Genomic DNA, 25,803 nt, shown 5'->3' with positions numbered 1-25,803 from the left:
CTCTCGTGTCGGCCCCGCCACCCGTCGGCGCTCGCGGCTCACCATCGGACGACGCGGTTCGACCGGCTTCAGCGCGGGAGCGGGCTCGCAGCCGTCAGCCGGCGGAGCTCGGCGCGCTCGCGCAGGCTGGAGAGCTCTCTTTCCTGCGACAGCATCTCGGGGGGCAGGCCGAGATTCACCGCCTCGCGCAGGACCGCGAGGGCGTCGTTTGCCTTGCCGCACAGCGCATAACCGCGGCCGAGGCGGTGGAAGTCTCGCGCCGTGCGCGGTTCTTCGCGTCGCCGGCGCGCTGCCTGCTCGAGCGCCAGGTCGCAGCGCCCGGCCTTCGCCGCGAGCTCGACGCGCCAGGCCGACAGCTCGGGATCGCGTGGCCGGTCGGCAAGGCGAGCCTCCACCACCTCGAGGGCTCGAGCATGATCGGCGCGAGCCTCGGCCTCGCGTCCAACCTCCAGCAACAGGTCGCCCAGGCGTTGCCAGTGCGCAGCGTCGCCCGGAGCGAGCTCCACCGCTCGCCGATAGGCCCTCTCCGCCTGTTCCTGCCGATCGGGGCGCCGCGAACCGAGATAGGCCGCGCCGAGGTCGGCAGCCAGGGCGTCGTCCTCGAGCGGTGCGGCGATCGACCCGCCGACGAGGAGCGCCTCGTCGCATCGCCCCTGGCGGACGAGCAGGGCGATCAGTGCCGCTCTCGGCCGGGTCACGGCGGCCGGAGCTCGGTCGATCGCCTGGCGAAAGGCCTCTTCCGCTTCGACGTCCCGCCCCAGCCGGGCGAGGAGCGCGCCGAGCTCCTGCCAGCTCACCCAGTCGCTCCCGCCGCTGGCGATCGCGCCTCGCAAGCAGCGCTCCGCTTCGACGACGTGGTCGACCTCGAGCCATCCGGCCGCCAGCTCGCGTTGCGCCAGCGCAGGCTTCGGGTGCTTCGACAGCACCTCGTCCATCCGGGCGCTCGAGCTCTCGACGTCCCCACTCGACCGCAGCACGCGCGCCAGGGCCACCCGGGCATCCGGGAGCTCGGGATCCAGCTCGAGCGCCCGGCGCGCAGCCGCTTCGGCCGCCTGGAGGTCGCCCGGATTACGCCCCTGCCGGACGGATCGGCGCCAGAGCATCTCCGACAGGCCGACCTCGGCGAGCGCCAACGACGAGTCGATGCGCAAAGCCTGACGGAACATCTCGATCGCCTTGTCGGTCGCCGGCGCGTCGTGGGGCAGTCGGGATTGCTGCAGACCGCGCAGGAAGTAGTCGTAGGCCGGGAGTGACCGCGTCGGCTGCCGCGACGTCCGGTTGCGCTCGCGCGACGAGAGCGGCACCGCCAGGATCTCCGCGACTCGACGGGCCATCTTGCCCTCGAGGTCGACCAGCTCCTCCCCGGCGGCCTCGAAGCTCTCGGACCAGAGGACCTTGCCGAGCGCCGTGTCGGTCAGCCGGAGATCGATCCGCACCTTCGGCGCCGCGCTCTGCATCTCGCCGGAGAGAAGCGCCGTCGCGCCGAATTGGCGAGCGCTCGCGAGCGTCCGCTGCGGCTCGGGCCCGGGCGGCACGGTCGCCGGATCGAGCACCCCGAGGCCGGCGAGCTCCGACAACCTGCGGAGGACGCCGGCTCGCAGGCCGCTCGCCAGGTACTCCTTGGCAGGATTTCCGGTGAGATTGGCAAACGGCTCGATCGCCAGGACCCCGGCCGGGGAGATCGCCGGTGCCGACGACCGCTCCTGCCATGCTCTCCAGCCCCGCCAGCCGGCCAGGCCGATCCCGGCGATCGCCACAGCGACGACCGCGAGGCGCCACCGACGGCTCGTCGCCTGCCGGGCGGTGGCGATCGGTGGCTCGCGCTCGACCGCTCTCGTCGAGGCACGAACGCCGATCGCTGCTCCCCAACCGCGGAGCGCCGCCGCCACCTCCGAGGCGCTGGCGTAGCGCTCGTCCACCGACTTGGCCAGGCAACGCCCGAGGATCGCGCGCAGCGGGCGCGGCAGCTCCTCGCGCTCGAGATCCGGCGTGTCCCGCAGGATCGAGGCGATCTGCGCCCCCAGGCTGTCGCCGCCGAACGGCCGCTTCCCCACCGCCAGCTCGAACAGCAGCACGCCGAGCGAGAACAGGTCCGTCCGGTGGTCCACCGGCTGCCCCTCGAGCTGCTCCGGAGACATGTACGGCAGCGTCCCCAGCACCATCCCCGTCTGCGTCATCGACTCGCCCGCCGTCGCCAGACGCGACCCGTCCCGCGACTCGCCGCTCGCCGCCTTCGCCAGGCCGAAGTCGAGGATCTTCACCTGACCCTCGTCGGTCAGCATCACGTTGCTCGGCTTCAGGTCGCGGTGGATGATCCCCTGTGCGTGCGCCGCCGCCAGCGCCTCGGCCAACGGCACGGCGATCGACACCAGACGCTCCGGACCCAGCCCGCCCGGCGCGATCAGCCGATCGAGCGGACGCCCGCGCACCAGCTCCAGCGTCAGGAAGTGGAGGCCGTCCACCTCCTCCACCGAGTGGATCGTCACGATGTTCGGATGGTGCAGCGCCGCCACCGAGCGCGCCTCGCGACGAAACCGCTCGAGCCGCTCCGGTGCCGTCGCCAGCTCCGGCGGCAACACCTTCAGCGCCACCTTCCGACCCAGTCGCTCGTCACGCGCCACGTACACCTGACCCATCCCGCCCTGGCCCAACAGCTCCAGCACGGTGTAGTGGCCCACTCGACGACCGATCAGATCCGACACCCGTTCCCCCGGAGCTCTCACCACGCAGCGCTGCGACGGATGCTACGCCAGGCGCGGCCCACCCGAGCCGCACTCCGACGGACCTGCGATACTGGTACGCATCATCCAGGGAGACTGTCCGATGACCAGCACGATGACCTCCACCACCTTCGACCTGCCCGGCCACCGCATCGTCCGCAACCTCGGCGTCGTGCGCGGCATCACCGTACGCTCACGCTCGATACTCGGCACGATCGGCGGCTCGTTGCAGACACTGATCGGCGGCAACATCACGCTGTTCACCGAGCTTTGCGAGCGCACGCGCGCCGAGGCATTCGACATGCTCCTGCGGCACGCCGCCGAGCTCGGTGCCAACGCGGTCGTCGGCATCCGCTATGACGCCACCGAGGTTCTGCAAGGCGTCAGCGAGGTGCTCTGCTACGGCACCGCCGTGGTCGTCGAACGCGAGCCCTGAGCCGCGCGCCGGCCGTCACGCCGCACTGCCGGCCAGCGCCGCCCGCCGCGACGAGCGCCGCACCGGACGCAGCGGTGCGAGCGGCGCGGGGATCCGCACCTCCACACGACCCTCCGGAAAGAAGTCGGCGAGCTTCGGCTTGCGCGTCGCCTGCAGGCGCTCGGCGACCGCATCCGCCGCCGAGGTGTCGAAGCCGATGCCGTGCGCCGCGAGGTCGCCGCGCATGCGGTAGCCCAACGTGTGGATCCGCCGCAAGGTGCTGATGTAGGCGCCGCGCCAGATCTCCAGATAGAGCCGGTGATCCATCGGGTTGACCGACAGCGTCCGCCGGAGCTGGTTGGCCGGCAGGAAGGTATAGAGACTGACTTCGGGGTGGCTGCGCAGCACCGAGTTGCGCGTGTTCTCGTAGCGCGTGTAGGAGACGGTGCGGATGTCCTGGTCGGCGTTGTAGAAGACGCCGCGGCCGCGCGCGAAACCGGGCCGCTTCGAGACGTAGGGCACCAGCGGGTCGAGGGCGAAGATCAGGTTCGCACCCTTGCGGATCGCGTCGCCGAAGTTCGAGGTCCGGGTCACCGCTCCGTCCTCGTAGTAGCGGCCGTCGATCTCGGTCGAGGAGAAGACCGGGTTGAGGCTCATCGACGCCTGGATCGCCCGGCTGATCGGCACGTGGTCGTGCGGCGCCTCGCCGAAGAGCACGTGCTCCTTGAGGTCCTGGTCGGTCGCGCCGACGAAGAGGCGCCGCGGCAGCTCGCGGAAGTCGTTGGTGCAACCCGGGCGCGAGAAGCTCCGCCGGATCAGGTCCTCGAACCCGTCGGTGCAGAACGGCGGATGGATCAGGTCCCCGTACTCGAAGACGAGCGATTCGAGCGAGAACGGCAGCCGGCCACGCAGCAGCTCGGCGGCGCCGTGACCGGCGATGGTGAAGAGCTGGCGCAACGGCGCCGTCAGGCCGCGCACGTCGAGGTGCGAGGTGTCGAGCAGGTTCAGGTCGACCTGCGGGATCCTGCCTCCGGGCTCGCCCGAGATCGCCGCCATGAACTCGCCCACCGCGTAGCCGTTCGCCAGCATGCCGACGGCGACGCTCCCGGCGCTGATGCCGAAGTAGAGATCGAAGGCGTTGAGCGCCCCGGGCGAGCAGCAGTCCTCCAGGCACTTGAGCACACCGAGCTCGAAGTAGAGCCCGGTGATGCCGCCGCCCGAAGCACAGAGCGCCAGCTTGCCCGGCCGTCGATTGGCCAGGATCCGCTCGAGCTCGCCGATCACGCGGCGGGCGAACTCCTGCCGCTTCGGCAGCCGGTCGCAGGCGGGATTCAGGTAGCAGGAGGAGAGATCGCGCAACACCCGTCCGACACCCCGCGCACCGAGCGCGGCGATGCGGTCGTCGACCTCTTCGGGGTCGGCGCCGGCAACCAGCGCGACGATGCGGTGAAAGGCATAGCGACGCTCGATGTCCGGCTCGCCGTCCATCGCTTCGAGCAGGGCGATCCCGCGCTCGTATTCGCGCGCCGCCTTGCCGGGCCCGTGGACCGGCTCGCGCAGGTCGAGCAGGACGAGGTTGAAGTAGCCACGGTGCAACGCCTCGTGCGCCGAGCGCACGTCGTGGTGCAGCTCGAGCTCGAAGGAGGTGGCTCCGCAGGTGACTGCGGCACGCCCGCGCTCCCGACGCACCGAGTACTCGGCTGCCCCGGTGAGGGCATCGAGGAAACTGTCTGCGAGCTTCCTGCTGCTGCCGAAATAGAGCACCCGCCGGACGATGGGCTGCACGCTCGTCATCGGTCTTCCCCCGTCGAATCTCGAGCCTGGCCGAAGCGCCGCGACCCCGCTCGAACCAGGAAGATTCTAGCCCGCTTTGCCGCATTGCGGCGACGCAGCCCTCGCATCGCGTCCCCTCGGCGCTCCTCCCGCAGCCCGGGGCCTCGTCGTCAAGGGAAAGCAGCGGACCAACCGGCCGGCGTTCCGCTCTCGAAACCGCCCGAGAACACGGCATTGAAGCGCACCCGGATGGCGAGCGCTGCCGTGTTGTCGGAGGGATCGGGGTCCCATTCGAGCTCGCCGACCTGGGCATGGGCGAGGACGAGCAGGTTCCCTTCGAGGCTTGGGTCGAGCGCCCCGTCGAGTTGCACGGTCACCGACTGGCCGGACGCGAGGTCGACCCAGAGATCGACCGCGCCGCTGCCGTTCGCCGCCGGGCACAGCGCGAGCGGCGAGCAGCTCCAGGTCAACCCGGAGAGCGCCGCCGGCGTGGCGACGAACAGACGGGCCTCCGCGGTCGGGCCGCCTCCGCCCGCCGTCAGGACCGAAGTCAGGTGAACGAGATCGCCCGGGTGCGCCGTCCCCGGACCGCTCAGCGCCACCGAGAGATCCGCCCCGGCAGTGAGCCCGCACTCGGCGGGATCGACGGCGGAGGGACAGGGGTCGCAGGCGTCGCCCCTGCCGTCACCGTCGAAGTCGGCCTGCAAGTTGCCGTTGAGCGGACGCGGCGGATCGAACACCACCGGGCAGAGATCGTCTCCGTTGGCCACTCCATCGCCGTCCCAGTCGGCGAGGGTTCGCTCGCCGCTGTACTGCACACCGTCCGGCTCGCCGCGCGACGGCCGGCAGGTCGGCTCACCCGCCGGGACGCCGCAGGAGACGAGGGTCGTCGCGTATCCGCTCGCCGAGCCGAGGAGCTGGGTGAGCGAAACGCCGAGGTCGCGCCGCGCACACTCCCGTTTGGCGCGCCCACAGACGACCAGATCGTCGCAGACGCTCGCGTCGCCACCGAGGGCGGTGACCAGAGCGGCGTCGCCGGTCATCGGCACGCCGCCGCGCAGGACCAGGGCGACCTCGCGCGGCTCGGCGGAGAGCACGGCGTCGAACGGTTGCTTGCCGGTTCCGTCCCAGATCACCACGTCGGCCACCCGCCCGCGGTCGAGCTCGCCGAGGCGCGCCGCGATGGCGGCGCCCGCTGCCGCCGCACCGTCGAGCGTCGCCGCCGTGAGCAACGCCTCCGGGTCGAAGAACCCGGCGAGGTAGTCCCGGTTGAAATCGGCGGCGCATCGCAGCTCGCGCAGCATGTCGCGGGAGCCCGTCGGGCTCCAGCCGGTGCCGAGCGCGACGTGCAGACCGAATCGCGCCAGCATGGTGACCGGCGTCGTCTGGCCGTAGAGCCGCAGATCGCTGCGCGGCGTCCACGCCACCGAGGCCGGTATCGTCTGTCCGGCGAGCTCGAAGACGTCGGGAGGGTTCAGCGCCAGGGCGTGAACCAGCGTCACCCCCGCCGGATGCGGAAGCACGTTGTGGCTGCCGGGAATCGACCCGCCGACGTCCGACAGGCAGACCAGCTCGTTGCGCGCCTCGGCGTCCGTCCCCTCGGCGACGGTCGCCCAGTACGGGCGGCCGGTCGTCGGTCCGTCGAAGCCCGGATAGCCGCAGGTGCCCGGAGGCGGAAAGGCGCCAGCCGAATCCGCCAGAGGAAACGACGTGAAGGTCACGGCGGCGGCACCCGGCAGGCCCGAATTGGCGGGGTCGTCGAGATTCCGCACCAGGCCGGAGACGCCGCTGCTGCCACCGACGACGCTCGTCACGCCGGAGAGCAACAGCCGCGCTTCTGCCAACCGCCTGGCGTCGAGCGACGCGGCGGCCGGCAGCGCGAGGGCCGTGTGACCGCGCGCCCCCGTCCGCCAGTCGTGCCGGTGGTCGTAGCGCTCCCCGGTGTCGGCAAGCGGCGGGACGTAGGAGCCGTCGAGCAGATCGAGCGCATCGACGAGCCCCGGTGTCGCGACGCCCTGGGCACAGTCGAGCTTGGCGGCTGCGGCGGCGAACGGCGAGGCCGAGCAGTCGCAGTCGACGCAGTCGACCGTGCCGTCGGGCGCGATCATCAGCTGCGCCCCGAGGTAGGTCTTCTTCGGCGTGATGATCGCGCCCCGATAGCGCAGCGCACCGTTGCTGCCGGCGGTGAAGTTGCAGAGGCCGCTCGTCGCTGGCGGGATCGTCACGCCGCAGTCGACGACACCGGCTCGCGACCCGCCGGCGAACCCGACGAGGCCCACGATCCACGTGCCGGCGACAGCTCGCCAGGGACGACTCGATCGGTTCGACGCGACTGCGGCCATGGCGACCTCCGGGGACGGGCTCTCGAACGGGAGCCGACCCAAGGGTCGAGCCTATCCGCTCTCGAGGTCCATCGCGCCCCGAGATCTCGACGTGTCGCGCTCGCCCACCCCCCGGCCGACCGCGACGCCCGCCGGGGTGTCCTCTAGAGCCAGCCCTGCCGCCGCGCCACGCGCGCGGCCTCGACGCGATTGCCGGCCCCGAGCTTGCCGATCGCCTCAGAGAGGTAGTTGCGGACCGTCCCTTCGGAGAGCCCGAGCTCGGCGGCGATCTCGGCGCTGCTGCGACCGTCGCCGGCCAGCCGGAGCACCTGCCGTTCCCGATCGGTGAGCGGATCGACCTCGGCGGCCCACGCTTCGGCGGCGAGCTCGGGGTCGATGGCGCGACCGCCCGCATGGACGCGGCGGATCGCGTCGGCAAGCCGCTCCGAGGGCGAGTCCTTGAGGAGATAGCCGGTCGCTCCGGCCTCGAGCGCACGCCGCAGGTAACCGGGACGAGCGAAGGTGGTGAGGATCACGACGCGAGACCGATGCCCCCTCCGCCGCAGCTCCGTCGCGAGCTCGAGCCCGGTCATCGTCGGCATCTCGATGTCGGCCACGACGACGTCGGGTCGCAGCCGTTCCGCCTCGGCGAGCGCGGCGGCGCCGTCGGGCGCCCGCCCGACGACCTCGAGATCGGGCTCGATCTCGAGCAGCGCGGCGAGGGCTCCCAGCACCATCGCCTGGTCTTCGGCAAGGAGGACGCGGATCATGAGGTCTGCGCCACCGGCAGGGCGGGCGAGGACGCCGCGGCCGAAGACGATGGCCCCCGTTCGAGCGGCAGCCGCGCCCGCAGACAGGTGCCCGCGCTTCCGTCGCGCTCGAGCCGGCCGCCCAGCTTCTCCAGCCGAGCACGCATCCCGGAGAGGCCCCGCCCCTCGCCGGCGAGCCCGCCGCAGCCGTCGTCGCGGACTTCGAGACAGACACCGTCCTCGTCTGCCCGCACGGAGACCCGGCAGTGCCGGGCTCCGGCGTGTCGGACGACGTTCGTCACCGCCTCCCGCAACGCCATGGCGAGCACACTCTCGGCCGCGGTCGTCAGGGGCGGCGGGGCGAGCTCCGCCTCGAGGACGACGCCCGCCGCGCGACAGGCCGCCCGGGCCGCGGCCAGCTCTTCGATCAAGGTTCGTGAACGATAGCCTTCGACCGCGGCGCGGACTTCCGCCAGCGCCTCGCGCGCGATGCGTTCGACGTCCCGGATCTCGGCACGCGAGCGCTCCGGGTCACGATCGGCGAGCTTGGCGGCGAGCTCCGACTTGAGCGCCACGAGCGAGAGCGTGTGCCCGAGCAGGTCGTGCAGGTCGCGTCCGATGCGCTCCCGCTCGGCCACCTGCGCGAGGTGCTCGACTTCGGCCTGGGCACGCAGAAGCCGGTCCTTGGCGCGGCGCGAGTCGGCGTAGTGCACGTTCGTCGCCCCGATCAGAAGCGGCATCACGGCCGCCGGAAGCCAGGTCCACGGCGTGGCGTTCAAGGCGATCGAGGCGGCGGCGCCGGCCGCGGCGATCGCCACCACCCAGCGCAGCGCGACACGGACCGGTTCGATCTCGCCGGCGAAGGCCGCCGCGTAGATGAAAAAGCCGGCCGCTCCGGAGTTGAACGGCATCAGGGCCGCACCGAGCGCCGCGATGGCCCAGGCGTAAGGCAGAACGCGGCGTCCGTGAACCCAGTAGGCGCGAAAGTAGAGAACCAGGAAGAGGGCGAGCGCGGCGAGCGTCACCGCCCACTGCGCGAGCGTCGCGTGCCCGAGCACCGGCGGGATGACGAAGAACGCCAGGTAGACGAGGTAGCCGTAGGGCGCCCAGCCCATCGGGTGTCCTGCGGGAAGCAGCCGGATTCGCATCGACTCGACCGAGCTTACCGCCAGTTCGATCCGCCTCGTCTACCGGCGCCGCTCAACCGTAGGTCTTCCCTTCGCTCCGGCGCCAACTCCATCCGGCCAGGGCGAGACAGACGAGCGTGAACACGAGCAGAAAAATGACGTGGCCGGCGATCGGCTCGTCGGGACGCAGCCCGACCGCCGCAAGCGCCAGCTCGCCGAGATGAAAGGCCGGAAGGCCGTCGGCGATCCACCGCACCGACGACGGAAGCATCCGGATCGGAATCCACAGACCGGAGAAGAAGCCCATCGGCAGGTAGATGAGATTGACGATCGGCGGGGCGGAGTTCGGCCCGGCGGTGAGCCCGATGACCAGGCCAAGGGCGCCGAACGGCAGCGCGCCGGCGAGCAGTGTGGGAGCGAGGAGAGCCCATCGCGCGAGCGGCAGCTCGACGCCGCCGAGGGTGACGGCGAGCAGCGACAGGAGCGCCACGACCATCGCGCCGAAGGCGAGCGAGGTGGCCAGCTTCGCCGCGAAGTAGGCGCCGAGTGGCATCGGGCTGGCGCGTTTGACCTCTAGCCAGCCCTGGCCGCGTTCGATGGCGATCGAGGCGCCGAAGCCGAAGAGGGCGGCTCCCATCACTCCGAAGGCGCCGTAGGTGGCCAGCAGGTAGGTCGCCGCTCCTGCCATCTTGCCGCCGTTGCCCTGGCGGAAGACGACGCCGAAGAGCATGTAGAAGATCGCCGGGAAGCTCAGCGTCGGCACGACGAAGGCGGACAAGCGCAGGGTCTTGAGCAGCTCGGTCCAGGCCTCGAGCGCATAGAGACGCGGCAGGCCGGGGGCCGCCGCACGGGTCATGGGTCGGTTCATCACGTCCTCCGGAATCGATTCGGTCAGGCCACTTGCGTGAGCGCGAGAAACGCCTCTTCGAGCCCGGCGCTCGTCACTTCGAGGCCGGACAAGTGGGGATCGGCGGCCAGCAGGGCTCGCACCACCGGATCGGCGTTTTCGGCGAGCAGCTCGGCCGCGCCCTGCTTGAGCGCCACCGAGCGCACGCCGGGCAGGGCGGAGAGCTCGCGCTCGTCGAGCCGCGTGAAGCAGCGCACCCGTCGACCGGCAGCACGCCGCTTCACCCCGCTCGGGGTGTCGTCGGCCAGCACACGGCCGCGATGCAACACGACGACGCGATCGGCGAGCGCGTCGGCCTCTTCGAGGTAGTGGGTCGTCAGGACGATCCCCACCCCTTCGCTCGACAGCCGGCGGATCTGCCCCCAGAGGGCGCGGCGCGTCTCGACGTCGAGGCCGACCGTCGGCTCGTCGAGGAAGAGCAACTCCGGGGCACCGCAGATCGCCAGGGCGAAGAGCACGCGCTGGCGCTCGCCGCCGGAGAGCTCGCCGAACCGGCGGTCGGCGAGCTGTTCGAGGCCGGCGACGGCGAGCGTCTCCGGCTCCGGGCGCGGCGCCGGATAGTAGCTCGAGAAGAGCTTGACGTGCTCACGCACCGTGAGCGTCTCCGGCACCTTGCCGGTCTGGAGCATGGCACCGCGCCGCTGTCGCGCCGCCGGGTCGCGAGGATCGGTCCCGAAGAGACGAGCAACCCCGGACGTCGGCCAGGCGAGCCCCAGCAGCAGCCGTACGGCGGTCGTCTTGCCGGCACCGTTCGGACCGAGGAGCGCCGTCACCTGCCCTGGAAAAAAGGCGAGGTCGAGCGCGTCGAGCGCCACCACCTCGCCGTTGCGCCCGAAGCGCTTCGTCACCCCGCGCAGCTCGGCCGCCGGCCAACCTTCGTCGGCGCGAACCCCGCGGGTCGCACCGTGTCTTTCCGCCATCACGTTGTTTCCGGTCTCCATCGCTCGTCCTCCATCGTCGCGACGAGCCTCGCTCGCGAAGCCAGCCCCTCACCAGTGCGGGTCGTCAGATCCCGCGGGTGACATTCGTCAGGGGCTCGGCGAGCCGGCGGGCGGCGTGCTACCGTTGCGGGCCCGGCAGTCGTCCTGACGAGCTCATGTCCGAGACCTATTCCGACGGCGCGACCTTCGAGCGCGAGGCGGTGGAGCGGATCCGTGCCGCGACCGATCGGTCGGCGCTCGCCGACCTGACCGGCGGCGAGTCCGGGCTCGCCTGGCCGGTCCGCTACCACCTCGACGCGAGTCGCGCCAACCTGCTGCGCCCCTTCGACTTCCGCGACCTGAGCGTCCTCGACCTGGGAGCCGGCATGGGCGCGGCGACGCGCATCGCCGCCGAAGGAGCCCGCGAGCTCGTCGCGGTCGAAGCGAGCCCGCAGCGTGCCGCCGGGCTCACGGCTCGGCTCGCCGACCTGCCGCACTGCCGCATCGTCGTGTCGACGATCGAGCAACTCGAGCTTGCCGGGCGATTCGACGTGGTCTCGCTCGTCGGTGTCCTGGAACATGCCGAGCGCTGGGTGCGCCCTCCCGCGGACCACCTCGGCGATCCGTTCGGCTACCTGCTGGAGCGTGCTGCCGGCTGGCTCGCGCCCGGTGGGGTCTTGCTGCTCGCCATCGAGAACCGCCTCGGCCTCAAGTTCTGGACGGGAGCGGCCGAGGAGCACACCGGACAGCTCTTCGACGGCATCGCCGGTTACCGGATCGGGCGCTCCGAGCGCACCTTCTCCCGCCGCGAGCTCGGCCGGTTGCTCGCCCGCACCGGCTGGCAGGCGCGCGAGTGGCTCTTCCCGTTCCCCGACTACAAGCTGCCCTCGTCGGTTCTCTCCGAGTCGCTCGTCGACCGCGAGCCCGAGCTGGCGGCAGACCTCGCCGCCTCCCGCCCCTTCCTCGACCCGGCGCAGATCCGCCTCGATCTCGTCCCGGATGCCCTGGCGCTCGACGGCGTCGCTCGCGCGGGCCTGCTCGCCGAGCTCGCCAACTCCTTCCTCGTGCTCGCCGGCCGCGAGAGCGAGCCGGCGACCTGGAACCGGCTGCGCGGCGGCGGAGGCGAGATCGCCTGGCACTTCCCTTCCGACCGGCTCGTTCCCGTGCGCACGACATTCCACGGCGGCGTGACCGGCGTCGAGGTCGAGAAGCGACTCGAGGCCGGCGGCATCGGTCCGCTGGAGCTCGACCGCCGACTCGCCGGGCTGTTGTGGGAAGGACACGAACGGCGACCGGTCGTGCGCGGCGAACCGCTGCGCCAGCGCCTGCTGCGCCGCCTCGCCTTCGGCGAGGAGCGCGACGCGCTCGACGAGCTCACCGCCTACCTCGGCCGCACCCTCGAGCGGTTCGGCTTCGCTGCGGGCACGGTCGACGGCCGGGCCCTCGACGCGACGGTCGCCAACGCGCTCCTCGACCCGTCGGGCGAACCGCACCATTTCGACCTCGAGTGGCGGCTCGCCCGGCGATTCCCGGCGAGCTGGCTGGTCTTGCGCAACGTTCTGGCGCTCCACGGCCTTCAGGGGCGACTGCCGCTCGCCTCCGCCGCCACGCTGCGGGAGCTTCATCGGCTGTTGCTCGAACGCCTCGCGCTACGCCACGCGCCCGAAGAGGACCGGGCACTGGAGCTCGACTTCTCGGCCGCCGTTCGGCGCTCGCCCCGCCGCCAGCTCGAGATCGAGCTCGAGGTGGCGCTCGACGCCTCGTTCCCGGCTCCGACCTGCCTCACCGCCGCCCCGGCGGACGCAGCGATCGCGGCCGGCCAGGTCGAGCGCCTCGAGCTCGACTACCGCCGGCTCGAAGCGTGGAATCGTGAGATCGCCGACCTCGCCGCGACCCGCGGGCAGCGCTCCGAGCAGCTCGAGACCCTTCTCGAGGGGCGTCGCCTCGAGCTCCTCGCTGCCGAAGCCGAGATGACGGCCCGCGGCCTGCTGCTGGAGGAATCGCGGCAGCGAGTCGCCGAGCTCGAAACCCGAGCGGGCTCGCTCGCCGAGCTCGAGCTTCGCCAGCGGCTCGAGTACGGCCGGCTCGAAGAGCACGCTCGCTCCCTCGAGCGGCTGGTCGCGACCCAGCTGTCGAGCTACCGCCAACTCGAGGCCTATGCCCGTTCGCTCGAGGGCCGCCCTCTGCCGCGCGTGCTGACGATCATCGTCCACCCACGACAGACACCGCAGCTCGACCCTTGCCTGCGCGCGGCACTGGCGAGCGAGGGGGTCGACCACACGATCGTTCTCGCGCTCAACGGCTGTGAGGATCCGCTCCCCGAGTGGATCGCCGCCGAGCCGCGCATCGAGGTCTGCCGGCTCGACGAACCGCTCGGCTTCGGCGCCGCCAACAACCGCGCCGTGGCGCAGGCGCTGGCGCACCGACCCTTCCCGGACTTCCTCTTCTTCCTCAACAACGACGCGGCGCTCCGTCCGGACGCGCTGCAGCGGATGATCGAGGCCCTGGCAAGCGATCCGGTCGCCGGCGCCGCTGGTCCGACGCTCCTCGTCTGGGGGGCCGAGGACCACCTCAACAGTCTGGGCTTGAACCTCACCCGCACCGCCGAAGCCTGGGACGAAGGAATCGGGATCGCCGAGCCGGCCTACGGCCCGCGACCCGGGCGACGCGAGGTCCTGGCGGTCACCGGAGCCGCGCTCTTGGTGCGCGGCGAGGTGTGGAAGAGCCTCGGTGGATGGAGCGAGATCTTCGGCTTTTACATGGAGGATCTCGATCTCTGCCTGCGCGTGCAGGCTCTCGGGCGCACGGTGCTGCACGTCGCCGACGCCGAGGCGGCGCATGCCGTGTCGGCCACCGCGGGGGCATTCTCGGAGTTCAAGGTGCGACTCTTCTGGCGCAATCGCTGGGTTCTTCTCCTGCTCCACTGGCCGACGACGCTTCTCGTCACCGTCCTGCCGCGCGTCCTCGCCAGTGAGCTTTCGCTCTACCGGCGGCGCCTCGCCGTGGGAGCGCTCGACGACGCCCGGCGCCAGCGCCAGAGCTGGCGCGAGGTCCTCCGTCTGCTGCCCCGCATCCTTCGCGAACGCCGTCGCCTCGGCACCCGACGAGCCTGGACCCGGTTTCTCCGCCCGGCCGGCTCGGTGCCGGTGATCTCTCTGCCTTCCGTCGACCAGAGCGGACCGCCATGGGCGGCGCTCCACCGCCAGGAGCCTGCCGAATGACCCGAGTGCTGATCGCCGGCATCGCACCCCTCCCGTTCGAGGAGGTCGACAAGAACTACGGGCCCGGCATCCGCACCTGGCAGCTCGCGCGAGGCCTCGCCGATTCCGGCCACGACGTCCGGGTGCTCGCGATGACCCTCGACGACGCGTACGCCGGACGCACTCCTCGCGCACGCGAAGAGTTCGACGGCGTGGTCATCGAGCGCTGCACACCGCACGAGCTCCTGGTCAGCGATCGGCCCCAACGGCTGATGGCCGATTTGCGACCCGAGGCAGTCGTCGGATCGACCGTCTACGGCGCGTATGCGATCGCCCGCTTCCGGCCCGAGCAACCCTTCTGGGCCGACCAGTTCGGTCATGTCATGGCCGAGGCGCAGGCCAAGGCGTTTCTCGACCGCGACAACCGCGCCGTCGGGTTCTTCTGGCGTGCGCTCCGACCGGTGCTCGCGTGGGCCGACCACTTCTCCGTGGTCTCCGAGCGACAGCGCTGGGCGGCGATCGGCGAGCTCGGCGCCGCCGGACGGCTGCTGGCCGAAACGACCGGGCACGAGCTGGTGTCGGTGATGCCCTGCGCCCACATGCCGTCGAATGCCGCCGCTCCCCCCACGACGACGCCACGGCGCCGCGAGGACCCCTTCGTCGTCTTGTGGAGCGGCAGCTTCAACACCTGGAGCGACGTCGACACGCTCGCCACGGCCGTCGAGGAGGCGATGCGACGCGACACTCGCATCCGGTTCCTCGCCACCGGAGGATCGATCCCCGGCCACGACGAGTCGACCTATCGCCGCTTCGTCGAGCGCGTCGAAGCCTCACCGTTCCGAGAGCGGTTCGAGCTCCGCGGGTGGGTTCCGACCTCCGATCTTCCGCGGATCGTCGGTCAGGCCCACCTCGGTGTCCTCTGCGAGCGGCCGATCTACGAAGGGGCGCTCGGCAGCAAGAATCGGGTGGTCCAGTGGCTCGCCCAGGGCCTGCCGGTCGCCTACAACCGGATCGGCGATCTCGGCGAGCACCTGGCGAACGAGGCGATCGGGCTCACCTTCCCGCCCGGCGACGCCGCCGCGCTCGCCGCAGCCATTCGCGACGCCGCCGATCGACCGGAGGAGATGGTGGCCATGGCCCAGCGCGCCACGGCGTGGGTGAACGATCACGGGTCGATCGGCGCGACCACGGCGCCGCTCGTCGCCTGGGCCGAGTCCCCGCGTCCGGCCCCGGACGCGAGCGTCAAGGGTCGATTCGCCAGTCCGGACGCCTGGGAACACGCCGATTCGGATGCGACGCCGGACGCCGCTCCGCCGGCCGCACCGCCGCCGGGAACCGGATCGAGCGCGTGGGGACGACGGGCGGTCCGCCGCATCCTCCGTCGCCTGCGACTGAACGGACGCTAGCCCAACAGGCCGGCGCCGAAGCCGAAAACCAGGAGGAGCGCGCCGCCGATCGCTCCGGCGGCCCAGCGGGCGGACGACCACCCCTCCGCCCGGCGGTCGCGACATCGGTCCGCGAGCTGCACGAGCGCCAGCGCCGCCGTCAGGTCGAGCACCGGCAGCAGCGGCAGTCGATAGCGGGCCTTCACGTGGAGAAAGAAGAAGAGCGCGACCTGATAGCCGACGAACGCGAGCGGGAGCCAGGCGCGGCGATCTCTCTTCGTCAGTAGCAGGAGCCCGCCGAACGGTGCAGCGATGAGGACCACGCCGTAGAGCAGTGCGCCGAGCAGGCCGAGTGTGGCGGCTAGAGCGGCTGGTGGATCGCGAAAACCCTGGCCGATCGCCGCCAACGCGCCGCTGCCAGGCAACATCGCCGCGAAGTACGACTCGCGATCGAACAGGCGGAAGTACTGACGTCCGAGCTGGGCGGCGAGAATCGCCGCGGCCCCGCGCCGCTCGAGCTCGCCACGGATCCGCTGCCCTAGCGCCCGCTGCCGTTCGGCGAAGGTGGCGCCGCTCGCCTGGTATTCGAGCAGGAAGGCATAGGCGCCGTCGTCCCGCAGCGAGCGCGGCGACCGATCGGCGAGGCCGAGCGCCAGGTTGAACCGCGTGCTGTCGGCGACGCCCCAGAATCCGTGGCGCCGATGGTTGCTCCAGACGGCCGGTGCCAGCAGAAGCGCCATGACGCCAGCCGCCAGCGCGGCGCGCCGCCAACGCGCCCTCGGCAGACCGCCGAGGAGCGCCGAGAAGAGCAGCACCGGCACGAAGGGGGTCAGCAGGCTCTTGAGCAGCAGAGCCGCGCCGAGTCCCGCCCCGAAGGCCACGGCGCCGCGATCGCTCTCGATCCCTTCGGTCGCCGCGACGAGAAGCGCCACGACGAGCGCGAGATGGAGCGTCTCGGGCCAGTAGGTCTGAGCGAACGCCGCCACCTGCGGGTCGATCGCCAGAAACGACGCAGCCAGTGTGGCGACACGCCAGTCGCCGGTGAGACACCAGGCGAGTCGAGCGAGCAGCGCCGCCGCGACGAGGTGGGCGAGAACCTGCAGGGCGAAGAAGCCGAGCAGACTGCCAGTGAGGCTCACCCAGGCGCCGAGGAGGACGGGATAGCCCGGCGGCCAGAGCGGGTCGAGCTCGACCGCCCGTCCGGCCGCCAGTTCGCCGGCCACCCGGACGTACATCTGCTCGTCGCCGGCCAGGCCACGGCCAGCCGGTGGCACTCCGAGCGCCGCGATGGCGCCCTGCATCACCACCCCGGCGAGCAGGATGCCGACCGCCGCGCGCCGGTTCACGGGGCGCTCGGTGCGGAGGCGGGCGGAGCTTTCGCCGCGGCGCGAATCACCGGGGTGAACCGCTCGCGCACCCCGGCGAGCGAGATGCTCTCGACGAAGTAGTAGTAGACCTTGCCCGCCGCGATGGTGTCGTCGACGTACTTGTAGGCGTGCGGCTCGTCGGACGTTCCGGCACCGGCGATGGGGCGCGGGGTCAGGCGGGTGAACGGACCCTCTTCGGCGTCGCCGCGGTAGACGTCGAATCCGAAGTTGTCGACCTCGCTGGCCGTCGACCAGCGAATCGCATTCGAGAGCGTTGGCACCGGCGTGGGCGCCGTGACCGGCGGAGTGGCAGGCGTCTGCGGGGACGCCGTCGTCGGATGGGTCGCCGTTGCCGGCTTCGCGGCTCCCTCTCTGGCGGCACAACCCGTGGCAGCCAGGAGCACGGCGAGACCGGCAACGAGCGCGTGCTGTCTAATCATGCTTCGTCTCCTTCTCACCTGCCTGGCCATTCTCCTCGCCTTCGGCTGCCGGCGCCATCGCCGCCAACGCCGCGCCGCCCAGAGCGTCTCGTCCGCGGCCGTCGTCCCAGGCGTAGAGCCGCAAGGCGATGGCACCCCGCAGGGGCGAGCCGAGATCGTCCGGCTGCAGCTCGAGCACGGGCGCCTCGATCGCCCGCTCGTCGGCGGTGATCCGGTTGCCCACCCCATCGACCCACTCGACGGCGATCCGGCCCGCGAAGCCGTCCGGGAGTCGGACGTGAGCGCGGGGCAACCCGTCGGCCGAACGGCTCAGCGAGACGTCGATCGTTTCCTTCGGCAGCGCCAGCTCGAGCGCCGGGTCCCCGAGAAGGTTGTACTGGCGGACGAAGTCGTCTCCTCGCAGCGCCCGCTTGACGCGCATCAGCGCCTCCCCCACGGTGCCGGGTGCCAGCAACTCGTCGACGAGCCGTCGACTCCAGACCTCCGAGGGCGAATTCCGCCACGACGCCGCGAAGACCCCGACCGCGCCGCGACCCGGCTGGCGCAGGAGCTTCTCGCCGATCGAGTCGGCGGTCGGGTGGTCGAACGGCGCCGAATAGCAGGTCAGCGACATGACCAGCGGCAGTCGCCGGTTCGGCGCCAACTGCTCGACGTCCTTGAGATCGAAGAGGTCGCGCTGGGTGGCGAGGTCGGGCGGTCCCGTTCGCCAGATGTAGCGGCCGCCGTGGCCGACGAAGTGCACCAGCAAGGCCCCCTCGTCGAACGCGGCACGCAGCTTGGCTTGGTCCTGCCCGGCCGGCGGGATCTCCGGCGGAGGGTAGACCTTGCGCGAGCCGAAGCCGTGCGCCGCCACCTCTGCGGCGATCGCGTCGCTCGACTGCTGCCAGTAACGCTCCTCGTTGGTGACCCAGAGCACGCGGCTCCGCCAGTCACCGAGCGGGGGCGCCTCCAGGTAGGCGACCGTCTTGGCGACGATCGCCTCGACCTCGGCGGGCTCGGTCACCGGGAACCGACCGACGGCGAGATCGGGAAGCTCGTCCTCGCCGTCGACGGCGACGAAGCCGTTGTCCCCGGCCGCATGCCCTTCGTGGGTCCCGTAGTCCCAGGCCGGAAGCAGGTTGCGGGCCACGGCGTTGCCGTAGGGAGTGCTGCCGTTCTTGATGAAGCCAGCGCGATCGGTGAGCCGAAAGGCCCAGTCCGGCGACTCGTCGAAGGCCCGATCGTTCTTGCCGTCCCAGCTGGCGTCGCCGACCAGCAGGAGGAAACGCGGCGCCGGCCGACGCCACGAGTGGAAGGCGAAGGCGACGAAGTCGCGAATCGCCCGCGGGCTGAGAATGCCGTCGTTCCACTCGTCGTAGATGTCGCGAACGTCGACGAGCTCGACGTGCAGCCCGCGCCGGCGGTGCGCCTCGACCAGGGGGCGCACCGCCTCGAGCAACTTCGGGTGAGCGACCACGAGGTAGTCGGCCTGCCGCTCGGTGGAACGAAGCGACGAAGGCGTGTCCACCTCGACGCCGTCGACGCGGCCGTAGTCGCCCGGCGACACGGCCCAGATCGGGCTCGCGTCGCTCGACGGGAGATCGAAGGGGCGATCGCCTGCCGGCGGTGCCTTCAGGCGCGCCGCACCTCCCGACGCCGAAAAGAGATCGACCTCCGACCCCGCCGCGACGGTCACCCGGCGAGGGCTGCCCCCCTCGCTTCGTGGGGCATCCGGCATCCAACCGAGAGGTTCCAGTCGGCGAGCCGGGCCCGCCTCGAGTCGACTCCGAACCGGAGCAACGATCTCGATCCAGTTCAGCACGGCGACGTCGACGAACGCATCTCCGCTGGCACCCGCCGACCGATTGGGAACTCGCAGGCCGACCCGGTGCCGCCCCGGGCTCGCCGCGCCGGCCGGAAGGTCTGTGACGACGAGGTGGAATGGCTGTTCGTAGCCGTTCCACTCCCCCGCCGCCAGCAAGGTCCCGTCCCAGAGCAACTCGACGCGATGGTCGGCGAAGTCCGCCGTGGGCTTCTGCGCTGGCCGCGACCAGCCTCGCAACTCGACGGTAATTCGCAGCGGAGCGCCGGCCCCGCTCTCGAGATCGGCAAGATCGACCTCCGTCTCGAACGGCGCCGGGTCAAGCGGCGAGAGCTTCGTCCAGTACCAGAGATCGTCGTCGGCGATGCCCTGATTCGGATAGCGCAACAGAAGGGCATCCTGCTCGATGCGGATCCGGCGCTGCCATGGCGAGGAGAGACCGACCGGCGGCGCCTCGACCGCAGCCAGAGGGGTGAATCGGCGCCCCGATGTCCCCGCCGTCGCTGTCAGTCGATAGACATTGAATGCCGAGTACTCGTTGAAGTAGCCATGCTCTCCGGCCAGCCGGTCGGCGACGAAAACCAGCGCGTCGCCCGGGTCGAAGCGACCATCGCCACCGTCTTCGATCGCGATCGGCACCTCCACTCCGCGCAGGGTCAAGACGATCGAAGACGAGGGCAGTCCGGCCGGCCAGCCGAGCGGACCGATCGTTTCGAAGGTCACCCGACAGGGTCCGGGATCCCGAACGAAGAGCTTCACCGCCATCGGAGGGGACGGCACAGCCGAGGGAACGGCAGAGCTGACCGCGGCCGCGAGCGAGACGACCGGGGCGAGGGCCAGGAACACGGAACGAAAGGCGAGCCGCATCGGCATGATCCAGCGGACGGCGGAGCCTAGCACGGCGAACGGGAGGCTCGTCTTCGGTAATAGGATCCGTGGCAATGACCGAGAGCTCAGGCTTGCTGGCGCGGGCCCGTCGAATCTGGGACCGGCGTGGTGCGCCGATCGCCCTCGCGGGCTGGGCGGCGCTGACGCTTGCGCTCGGCGCCGCGCGCGCCCCTCGCTTCTGGCCGGAGTTGCGGTCCGAGCTCGTGCGACCGGCGATGTGCAGCACCGAGTCGGACTTCGCGGCCTTCGCGGCGGTCCTCCCGCTCACCGCGCGCGCCGTCCTGGTCACCGACCGGACACCGGAGGCTTCGACCGAAGCGATGTTCTGCGCCCAGCGAGCGCTTTCGCCCCGGGTCGTCGAGCGACGCTTCACGGCCCACTTCGACGCCACCGCCGAACCCGCCACCCCGCTTCTCGTCGACATCGGAGACGAGACGGTGCGGACGCACCTCGTCGAGCAGCGGCTGCTGGCGGCGAAACAGGCCGGGATCACACTGGACCGGGGGCCGACCGCGAGTCGCGTCCTTCTCCTCATGCCGCAGGTCTCCGCCCCGTGAGCGCCACGACGCTTGCTCTGGCCGGCACTCTCGGCGTCGGCTTCGCTCTTGCCCGGGCACTGCTGGCCGACACGCCGCTCGATCCCCGACGGCGTCTTCTGTGGATCGCCGCCTGGTCCCCGGCGATCGGCTTCGGCACCCTCTCGCTCACGGTCTTCGCCTGGCGCTGCGCCGGACTGGCGCGACCGTCACCCTCGGCCTTGGCAGCCTTCGCGGCGCTCCTCGTCGCTGTCGGCGGGAGTCGTCGCCCTGCAGCTTTCGCCGAGGTGACGCGCCCCGGGTGGCCGAGGCGACTCCCCGCGCCGTTGCGCTGGATGGCGTGGGCCGCTCTGGCGTTGACCGTCACCGATGGCGCGCGCGGGTTCGCCGCGCTCACCGAGCACGATCCCTCCGGCAGTTGGGACGCGGTGGCGATCTGGAATGTGCGGGCCGACATGCTCGATCGCGGCTGGGATCGTTTTCCCCAGCTCCTCGCCGGCGTCGACCGGAGCTCGCACCCGAACTACCCCCTGGGCCTGCCGGCAACGGTCGCTGGACTGCGACTGGCCGCTGGCGAGGATGCGGGGGACGCTCCTCGACTCGTCGCGGCGACTTGGTCCGCCAGTCTGTTGTTGCTCCTCTTCCTGTGTGTCGAGGCCGTCACCGCTCCCGAAGTGGCGGCGCTCACCACCGCCTGGGTCTTCGTCACACCGCTCGCTGTCATTTGGGCTACCGCGCAGGTGGCCGACATTCCGATGGCCGTCCTCTTCCTCGGGGCGTCGGTCGGCCTCGCTTCTCAGCTCCCCGGCTGGAACGGCGTGCGGCTCCCGCCAGCGCTCAGCGGCGTCGCTCTCGGCCTGCTCGCCTGGACCAAGAACGAAGGGCTGCCGATGGCGGTGATCGCCGCCGCCGGGTTCTTCCTGGTGGACCGTGGGTCACGGCGCCGTGCGCCGGCGGTGAACCAGAAGCTGGCGATCCAGCTCCTGGCGGGAGCCCTGCCGGGTCTCGCCGCGACGCTGCTGTTCAAGCTCCTCTGGTCGCCGGGATCCGGGCTCGAGACCTACCTTCAGGGAAGCTGGACATCTCGCATCACCGACCCGCACCGCTGGTGGCTTCCCGCGCGCGAGCTCGCGATCCGACTACTTGCTCCCACCTCCTCGTCGTGGTGGTCCCTGGTCTGGTGGGTCCCCGCCGCTGCCGTGATCCTCGGTCTCCTTCTCGGTGCCGGACGTCGTCCCTGTTGCGCCTTCGGAATCGGCCTCCTGGTTGCCGTGGCCGCCTCGTGGCTGCCGATCTACGCCGCGACCCCCTATCCGCTCGAGTGGCACGTCGCTTCGTCGCTCGACCGCCTCCTCCTCCAGATCCTCCCGGCCAGCCTGGCCGTCGGGGCGACAGCCCTCGCGGGCAACACGGTCGACGGACCGACGGGCGAGTAGGGGCTCGGCAGAATCGGGTCGTACGACTTTCCCGCATCTTGGCGGTATCCTTAGGCTCCCGCGACGGAGACTGGTTCTGATCCTTTCGTTGAGCACTCCCCTCTTCCCCTGCCATCCGGCCGCACCTCGGGGTGTGCACGAGGGGAACGCATGACCCGCGCGCTCGTCTGCGGTCTCTGCCCGCTCCCGGTCGAGAACACGCTCAAGAGCCACGGTCCCGGGCTCCGCTCCTGGCAGCTCGCACGCAGCCTGGCGCACGACGGGCATGAGGTCCGGCTGCTCGCCATGCGGATCTCCGACGGCTACCTTGCTGGCGAAGGTCCCTCCGAGGAGGAGATCGACGGCGTTCGCGTGATCCGGGTGTCGGAGTCCGAGCTTCTGCGTTCCAACCGCGTCTCCCACGAGATCTCCCGATGGGAGCCGGACGCCGTCGTCGGCGCCACGATCTACGGCTCCTATGCTCTGGCCCGCGCCAAGCCACGACAGCCGTTCTGGGCCGACCAGTTCGGCCATGTCATGGCGGAAGCCCAGGCGAAGGCGGCACTCGACGGCAACAATCGCGTCCTGCCCTACTTCTGGCAGCTCGTCCAACCGGTCCTCGCCCGCTGCGACAAGCTCTCGGTGGTGTCGGAGCACCAACGATTCGCGGCGATCGGCGAGCTCGGCACCACCGGACGCCTGTCGGCCGAGACCTGCGGCTACGAGTTCACGGAAGTCATTCCGTGCGCCCAGGTGCCCTTCCCCGACCCACACCCCGCCCTCCCGGCACTGCGCGGAACGCAGGTGCCCGCCGATGCCTTTCTCGCGATCTGGAGCGGCAGCTACAACGTCTGGAGCGACGTGCAGACGCTCTTCTCCGGCATCGAGTCGGCGATGCAGGAGGATCCTTCGATCCACTTCGTCTCCACCGGCGGCGAGATCCACGGACAGGACGAGACGACCTACCGCGACTTCCGCTCGCTGGTCGAGCGCTCTGCGATGCGGAGTCGCTTCCACCTCGAAGGATGGGTCCGTGCTGCCCGGGTCCCTGACTACTGGGCCGAGGCCGACCTGGGCATCCTCGCCGAGCGCCCGATCTACGAAGGCTGGCTGGGGAGCAAGAACCGCGTCGTGCAGTGGATGGGATTCGGTCTGCCGGTGCTCTACAACCGTGTCGGAACCCTCGGCGACCTGCTCGAAGCCGAAGAGCTCGGCCTGACGTTCGAGGCCGGTGACGTCGCCGGGCTGCGACAGCAGCTCCTCTGGGCCGCCCGGCGGCCGGCCGAGCTTCGACGCCGCGCCGAGCGTGCCCGCACGCACGTACGCGAGTCGCTCTCGCTCGCCGCGTCCGCGCTTCCCCTGCGCACGTGGATGCGCAACCCGTCACGCGCCCCGGACGCCATGGCGACCAGGAAGACCGCGACGCCGAACCGCCATCGGACATGGCATCGGTCGCTCCTCGCGCCGGTCGGCGAGTCGCTGGGGCCGTCCTCGGCACCCCTCATCGCTCTCTGGCGACGCCTCAACGGGCGTCGCTGAGACGTTCCCGCCGGGTCAGGCGGCCCGGGTCGCCATCCGGCCCGCCAGTCGACGTTCGAAGATCCGGCCGAATACCTTCGCCATCGCCTTGAGCTTGAGGGTCTGGAAACGGAAGCGCCGTGTCGAGAACGCCCGGCACTCCTCCGGCAGCATCACCAGGCTGACGTGGATGTTCGGGGCCACGCCGATCGGCAGTCCCTTCTCCATGCACGCTTCGTAGAGCCGGCGGAAGACCGGGATCATCGCCTCGGTTTCCGGGGGCGCCGTGTCCGCCATGTCGGTGCCGACGAGCGGCCGGAAGACGCAAACCGTCGGGATCGCACCGACCGAGGTGATCCAGTCGATCGCCCGAATCGACGATTCCGGCGGCTCCAGGCCGGCGATGATCTCGCCGTTGGTGACCCACGGCTCGTGGCGTGGGCCCTTCGATACCAGCGTCGCGCAATAGCGGATGGCCTCGAGGTAGTAGTCCAGACCGTACTCGGCATGCTTACCGGGGCAGACGTCGGCGAACATCTGGCGATCGAAGATCTCGAAGCAGAACGACACCCGGTTGACGCCCATCTCGCGCAGCCGGTCGTAGCGCGACAGGTCGCGATGCGGCGGCGTCTGGACGCCGATCAGCAGCCCGAGCTCGTCCTTGATCCGCCGGATGTAGGGCTCGAGGATGTCGAGGTAGGTGTCCCCTTCGTAGTGACCGGTATTGAAGTCGACGTAGGTGATGCCGGACTCGGCACGCGCCGCGCGGACCACCTCGAGCACTTCGCCGACCGACTTCTCGTCGGCGTCGTCGACGCCGAGGTTCAGCCCGACGGAGCAGAACTTGCAGTTGACCTTGACCGGCTTCTCGGTCCAGTACTCGCAGACTTTCGCCGGATAGATTCCGAGATAGGTCCCCTGCAAGGTACCGATGCGCGTCATCGCCTTGCCGGTCGACGTCTGACGGTCGTACCACGCCGGACGCGGTGACAGGTCGACGTCGTGCACCGCCTCGCCGTTCCAGCGCAACTGGTATCGGCCCTGCGCCTTGTGGAGCGTGTACGGCGAATGCTGGGCGAACGGCTCGGTCACCGGAGCGTTGGTCCAGAGTCCGCCGGGGAGGATCAGTTCGAGGCCGCTGCCGAGACCGGCGCGGGTGCGGAGGATCTTGCGGCCGCCGTCCTCTTCGATGAAGCAGGACTCATCGAGTCGCAGCCCCTTGCAGTAGAGGTCGAGCTTGACGAGAGCAGGATTATTGCGAAGCTCAGCGATCATCACGATTCCGGATCGGTCCGTGTCAATGGCGAGTGTGGCGAGCCGCGGAGCGCATCGCCCCGCTGGCGCTCGAAAGCGTCGGGTGCAAGGCTGCAGGCGCCCTCCCGCACAGTGCTTCGAAGGCAGCCATGTCAGCCAGCGTGGTCTCGCGCAGGAAGCTCCAGATCGCCTCGCGGTGCGACTTCCAGAACTGGTGTGCCGGGCAGGCCCGCTCGTCCGAGCAGCCTTCGAGGGCGAGCAGGCAGCGCGCCTCGACCGCCGGATCGTCGAGCGCCTTGCAGATGTCCCAGAGCGAGAGGCTCGCCGACGCCTGGGCGAGCGCGACGCCTCCGCCGATGCCACGTTGCGTGACGACGATCCGGCGTCGCGACAGGGCGTTGACGATCTTGGCGAGATACGGCGTCGGCTGATCCAGTGCTTCGGCGATCTCCCGCACGAGCACCGAGCGTTCACCCGCGCCGGCGAGATAGGCCAGGGCGGAGATCGCGTAGCCGGTGGTCTGGCTGATCATGGCGGGACGATGTTAGGAGTTCGCGACCTGCTTGTCCAGAATTAGCACGCCCGGACGAAGCGCGATCGGATTCAACCGGGCCGGTGGATCGCCCGCAGGTGAGCCACCAACGCCTGGACCTCCGCCTCCCCGATCTCCGGCAGCACCTCGATCCCCGGCATCTGACGACCGGTGCGGTTGTCCGGGTCGTCGGGCGCCCGACCGCGGCGCAAGAAGGCCCCGAGCGCAGCGTCCGATTGCCGCGCGACGAAACGGCTGGTGGTGAGGTCGATGCCGAGACTCTGCAGACCCCGACCATCGACCGAATGGCAGGAGATGCAGTACGCCCGGAAGAGCTTTCGTCCTCGTTGTTCCTGCGCAGAAACCGCCGGAGCGATCTCGACGTGCGCCGTCGGAGCCGGTCCGCCGTCCGAGGGACGGTCGTGGGACCCGCCGCACCCGACCCACGGCAGGCAGCCCACGAAGACGCACAGCAACGCACGGCAAGGCACTCCCGATCTCACCAGTCGAGTCTAGCGCGCTGCATCGACGATTC

Annotated in this window: 19 protein-coding genes; 6 read left to right on the top strand and 13 right to left on the bottom strand. The window is 70.9% G+C overall.

Going from position 1 to position 25,803, the window contains the following annotated elements; all coding sequences use genetic code 11:
- Positions 1-68 precede the first annotated feature (68 nt).
- Positions 69-2,678, bottom strand: a complete 2,610-nt coding sequence (locus IPJ17_11880) for a protein kinase (GenBank protein QQR72225.1) — start codon at positions 2,676-2,678, stop codon at positions 69-71.
- A gap of 145 nt (positions 2,679-2,823) precedes the next feature.
- Here IPJ17_11880 and IPJ17_11875 point away from each other — a divergent pair, with 145 nt between their 5' ends.
- Positions 2,824-3,156, top strand: a complete 333-nt coding sequence (locus IPJ17_11875) for a YbjQ family protein (protein QQR72224.1) — start codon at positions 2,824-2,826, stop codon at positions 3,154-3,156.
- A gap of 15 nt (positions 3,157-3,171) precedes the next feature.
- On the opposite strand, the gene IPJ17_11870 is transcribed toward IPJ17_11875, so the two are convergent.
- The 6 genes from IPJ17_11870 to IPJ17_11845 all read right to left on the bottom strand — a co-directional run bounded on the left by IPJ17_11870 (position 3,172) and on the right by IPJ17_11845 (position 10,932).
- A complete protein-coding gene (locus IPJ17_11870) occupies positions 3,172-4,929 on the bottom strand; it encodes a patatin-like phospholipase family protein (protein QQR72223.1) in 1,758 nt (585 codons plus the stop codon).
- A gap of 149 nt (positions 4,930-5,078) precedes the next feature.
- On the bottom strand, positions 5,079-7,250 hold the full coding sequence (locus IPJ17_11865; GenBank protein QQR72222.1) for an amidohydrolase family protein: 2,172 nt from the start codon (positions 7,248-7,250) through the stop codon (positions 5,079-5,081).
- Between the two features lie 143 nt (positions 7,251-7,393).
- Positions 7,394-7,999, bottom strand: a complete 606-nt coding sequence (locus tag IPJ17_11860) for a response regulator transcription factor (protein QQR72221.1) — start codon at positions 7,997-7,999, stop codon at positions 7,394-7,396.
- Positions 7,996-9,093 carry a sensor histidine kinase gene (locus tag IPJ17_11855; protein QQR72220.1) on the bottom strand — a complete coding sequence of 366 codons (1,098 nt, stop codon included), beginning with the start codon at positions 9,091-9,093 and terminating at the stop codon, positions 7,996-7,998. Before IPJ17_11855 ends, IPJ17_11860 begins: the two co-directional genes overlap by 4 nt.
- An 85-nt stretch (positions 9,094-9,178) precedes the next feature.
- A complete protein-coding gene (locus IPJ17_11850; protein QQR72219.1) occupies positions 9,179-9,973 on the bottom strand; it encodes an ABC transporter permease in 795 nt (264 codons plus the stop codon).
- A 23-nt stretch (positions 9,974-9,996) separates the two neighbouring features.
- Entirely contained in the window at positions 9,997-10,932 is a 936-nt protein-coding gene (locus tag IPJ17_11845; GenBank protein ID QQR76151.1) for an ABC transporter ATP-binding protein, read from the bottom strand.
- Positions 10,933-11,108: 176 nt separating this feature from the next.
- Between IPJ17_11845 and IPJ17_11840 the strand changes: the two genes are divergently transcribed.
- Together IPJ17_11840 and IPJ17_11835 are read left to right on the top strand one after the other, a co-directional pair.
- A complete protein-coding gene (locus IPJ17_11840) occupies positions 11,109-14,153 on the top strand; it encodes a methyltransferase domain-containing protein (protein QQR72218.1) in 3,045 nt (1,014 codons plus the stop codon).
- Entirely contained in the window at positions 14,150-15,538 is a 1,389-nt protein-coding gene (locus IPJ17_11835; protein QQR72217.1) for a glycosyltransferase, read from the top strand. The genes IPJ17_11840 and IPJ17_11835 overlap by 4 nt, the downstream gene beginning before the upstream one ends.
- On the opposite strand, the gene IPJ17_11830 is transcribed toward IPJ17_11835, so the two are convergent.
- Genes IPJ17_11830 through IPJ17_11820 form a run of 3 tightly spaced genes read right to left on the bottom strand, consistent with a single transcriptional unit; the run spans position 15,535 to position 19,992 of the window.
- Entirely contained in the window at positions 15,535-16,863 is a 1,329-nt protein-coding gene (locus tag IPJ17_11830) for a glycosyltransferase family 39 protein (GenBank protein ID QQR72216.1), read from the bottom strand. The genes IPJ17_11835 and IPJ17_11830 overlap by 4 nt on opposite strands.
- Positions 16,860-17,324, bottom strand: a complete 465-nt coding sequence (locus tag IPJ17_11825; protein ID QQR72215.1) for a hypothetical protein — start codon at positions 17,322-17,324, stop codon at positions 16,860-16,862. Before IPJ17_11825 ends, IPJ17_11830 begins: the two co-directional genes overlap by 4 nt.
- Positions 17,317-19,992: a hypothetical protein gene (locus IPJ17_11820; protein ID QQR72214.1), complete on the bottom strand. Its 2,676-nt coding sequence runs from the start codon at positions 19,990-19,992 to the stop codon at positions 17,317-17,319. Before IPJ17_11820 ends, IPJ17_11825 begins: the two co-directional genes overlap by 8 nt.
- A 74-nt stretch (positions 19,993-20,066) precedes the next feature.
- On the opposite strand from IPJ17_11820, the gene IPJ17_11815 reads away from it, so the two are divergent.
- The 3 genes from IPJ17_11815 (at position 20,067) to IPJ17_11805 (ending at position 23,503) form a co-directional block, all read left to right on the top strand.
- The gene (locus IPJ17_11815; GenBank protein QQR72213.1) at positions 20,067-20,570 is read left to right on the top strand and encodes a hypothetical protein; all 504 of its coding nucleotides are present in this window, start codon (positions 20,067-20,069) and stop codon (positions 20,568-20,570) included.
- Positions 20,567-21,985 (top strand): hypothetical protein, encoded by a 1,419-nt coding sequence (locus IPJ17_11810; protein QQR72212.1) that lies wholly within the window; start codon positions 20,567-20,569, stop codon positions 21,983-21,985. Before IPJ17_11815 ends, IPJ17_11810 begins: the two co-directional genes overlap by 4 nt.
- Before the next feature lie 150 nt (positions 21,986-22,135).
- On the top strand, positions 22,136-23,503 hold the full coding sequence (locus tag IPJ17_11805) for a glycosyltransferase (GenBank protein QQR72211.1): 1,368 nt from the start codon (positions 22,136-22,138) through the stop codon (positions 23,501-23,503).
- 15 nt (positions 23,504-23,518) lie between these two features.
- Here the strand turns inward: IPJ17_11805 and IPJ17_11800 are convergent, their stop codons facing one another.
- The 3 genes from IPJ17_11800 to IPJ17_11790 all read right to left on the bottom strand — a co-directional run bounded on the left by IPJ17_11800 (position 23,519) and on the right by IPJ17_11790 (position 25,759).
- Positions 23,519-24,757 carry a hypothetical protein gene (locus IPJ17_11800; GenBank protein QQR72210.1) on the bottom strand — a complete coding sequence of 413 codons (1,239 nt, stop codon included), beginning with the start codon at positions 24,755-24,757 and terminating at the stop codon, positions 23,519-23,521.
- Positions 24,758-24,779: 22 nt separating this feature from the next.
- Complete coding sequence (locus IPJ17_11795; protein QQR72209.1) at positions 24,780-25,268, bottom strand: Rrf2 family transcriptional regulator; 489 nt, start codon at positions 25,266-25,268, stop codon at positions 24,780-24,782.
- Positions 25,269-25,339: 71 nt separating this feature from the next.
- The gene (locus IPJ17_11790; protein ID QQR72208.1) at positions 25,340-25,759 is read right to left on the bottom strand and encodes a cytochrome c; all 420 of its coding nucleotides are present in this window, start codon (positions 25,757-25,759) and stop codon (positions 25,340-25,342) included.
- Between the last annotated feature and the right edge of the window lie 44 nt (positions 25,760-25,803).

Source organism: Holophagales bacterium, assembly GCA_016699405.1.
GTDB lineage: Bacteria > Acidobacteriota > Thermoanaerobaculia > Multivoradales > JAGPDF01 > JAAYLR01.
This window is presented reverse-complemented; position numbering and strand designations above follow the sequence as displayed.

What these genes read in the sequence shown, in the direction of transcription:
- IPJ17_11875 (QQR72224.1), top strand. Translation starts at nt 2,824, where the DNA reads ATGACCAGCACGATGACCTCCACCACCTTCGACCTGCCCGGCCACCGC.
- IPJ17_11870 (QQR72223.1), bottom strand. Translation starts at nt 4,929, where the DNA reads ATGACGAGCGTGCAGCCCATCGTCCGGCGGGTGCTCTATTTCGGCAGC.
- IPJ17_11865 (QQR72222.1), bottom strand. Translation starts at nt 7,250, where the DNA reads ATGGCCGCAGTCGCGTCGAACCGATCGAGTCGTCCCTGGCGAGCTGTC.
- IPJ17_11860 (QQR72221.1), bottom strand. Translation starts at nt 7,999, where the DNA reads ATGATCCGCGTCCTCCTTGCCGAAGACCAGGCGATGGTGCTGGGAGCC.
- IPJ17_11855 (QQR72220.1), bottom strand. Translation starts at nt 9,093, where the DNA reads ATGGGCTGGGCGCCCTACGGCTACCTCGTCTACCTGGCGTTCTTCGTC.
- IPJ17_11850 (QQR72219.1), bottom strand. Translation starts at nt 9,973, where the DNA reads ATGAACCGACCCATGACCCGTGCGGCGGCCCCCGGCCTGCCGCGTCTC.
- IPJ17_11845 (QQR76151.1), bottom strand. Translation starts at nt 10,932, where the DNA reads ATGGCGGAAAGACACGGTGCGACCCGCGGGGTTCGCGCCGACGAAGGT.
- IPJ17_11840 (QQR72218.1), top strand. Translation starts at nt 11,109, where the DNA reads ATGTCCGAGACCTATTCCGACGGCGCGACCTTCGAGCGCGAGGCGGTG.
- IPJ17_11835 (QQR72217.1), top strand. Translation starts at nt 14,150, where the DNA reads ATGACCCGAGTGCTGATCGCCGGCATCGCACCCCTCCCGTTCGAGGAG.
- IPJ17_11825 (QQR72215.1), bottom strand. Translation starts at nt 17,324, where the DNA reads ATGATTAGACAGCACGCGCTCGTTGCCGGTCTCGCCGTGCTCCTGGCT.
- IPJ17_11820 (QQR72214.1), bottom strand. Translation starts at nt 19,992, where the DNA reads ATGCGGCTCGCCTTTCGTTCCGTGTTCCTGGCCCTCGCCCCGGTCGTC.
- IPJ17_11815 (QQR72213.1), top strand. Translation starts at nt 20,067, where the DNA reads ATGACCGAGAGCTCAGGCTTGCTGGCGCGGGCCCGTCGAATCTGGGAC.
- IPJ17_11805 (QQR72211.1), top strand. Translation starts at nt 22,136, where the DNA reads ATGACCCGCGCGCTCGTCTGCGGTCTCTGCCCGCTCCCGGTCGAGAAC.
- IPJ17_11800 (QQR72210.1), bottom strand. Translation starts at nt 24,757, where the DNA reads ATGATCGCTGAGCTTCGCAATAATCCTGCTCTCGTCAAGCTCGACCTC.
- IPJ17_11795 (QQR72209.1), bottom strand. Translation starts at nt 25,268, where the DNA reads ATGATCAGCCAGACCACCGGCTACGCGATCTCCGCCCTGGCCTATCTC.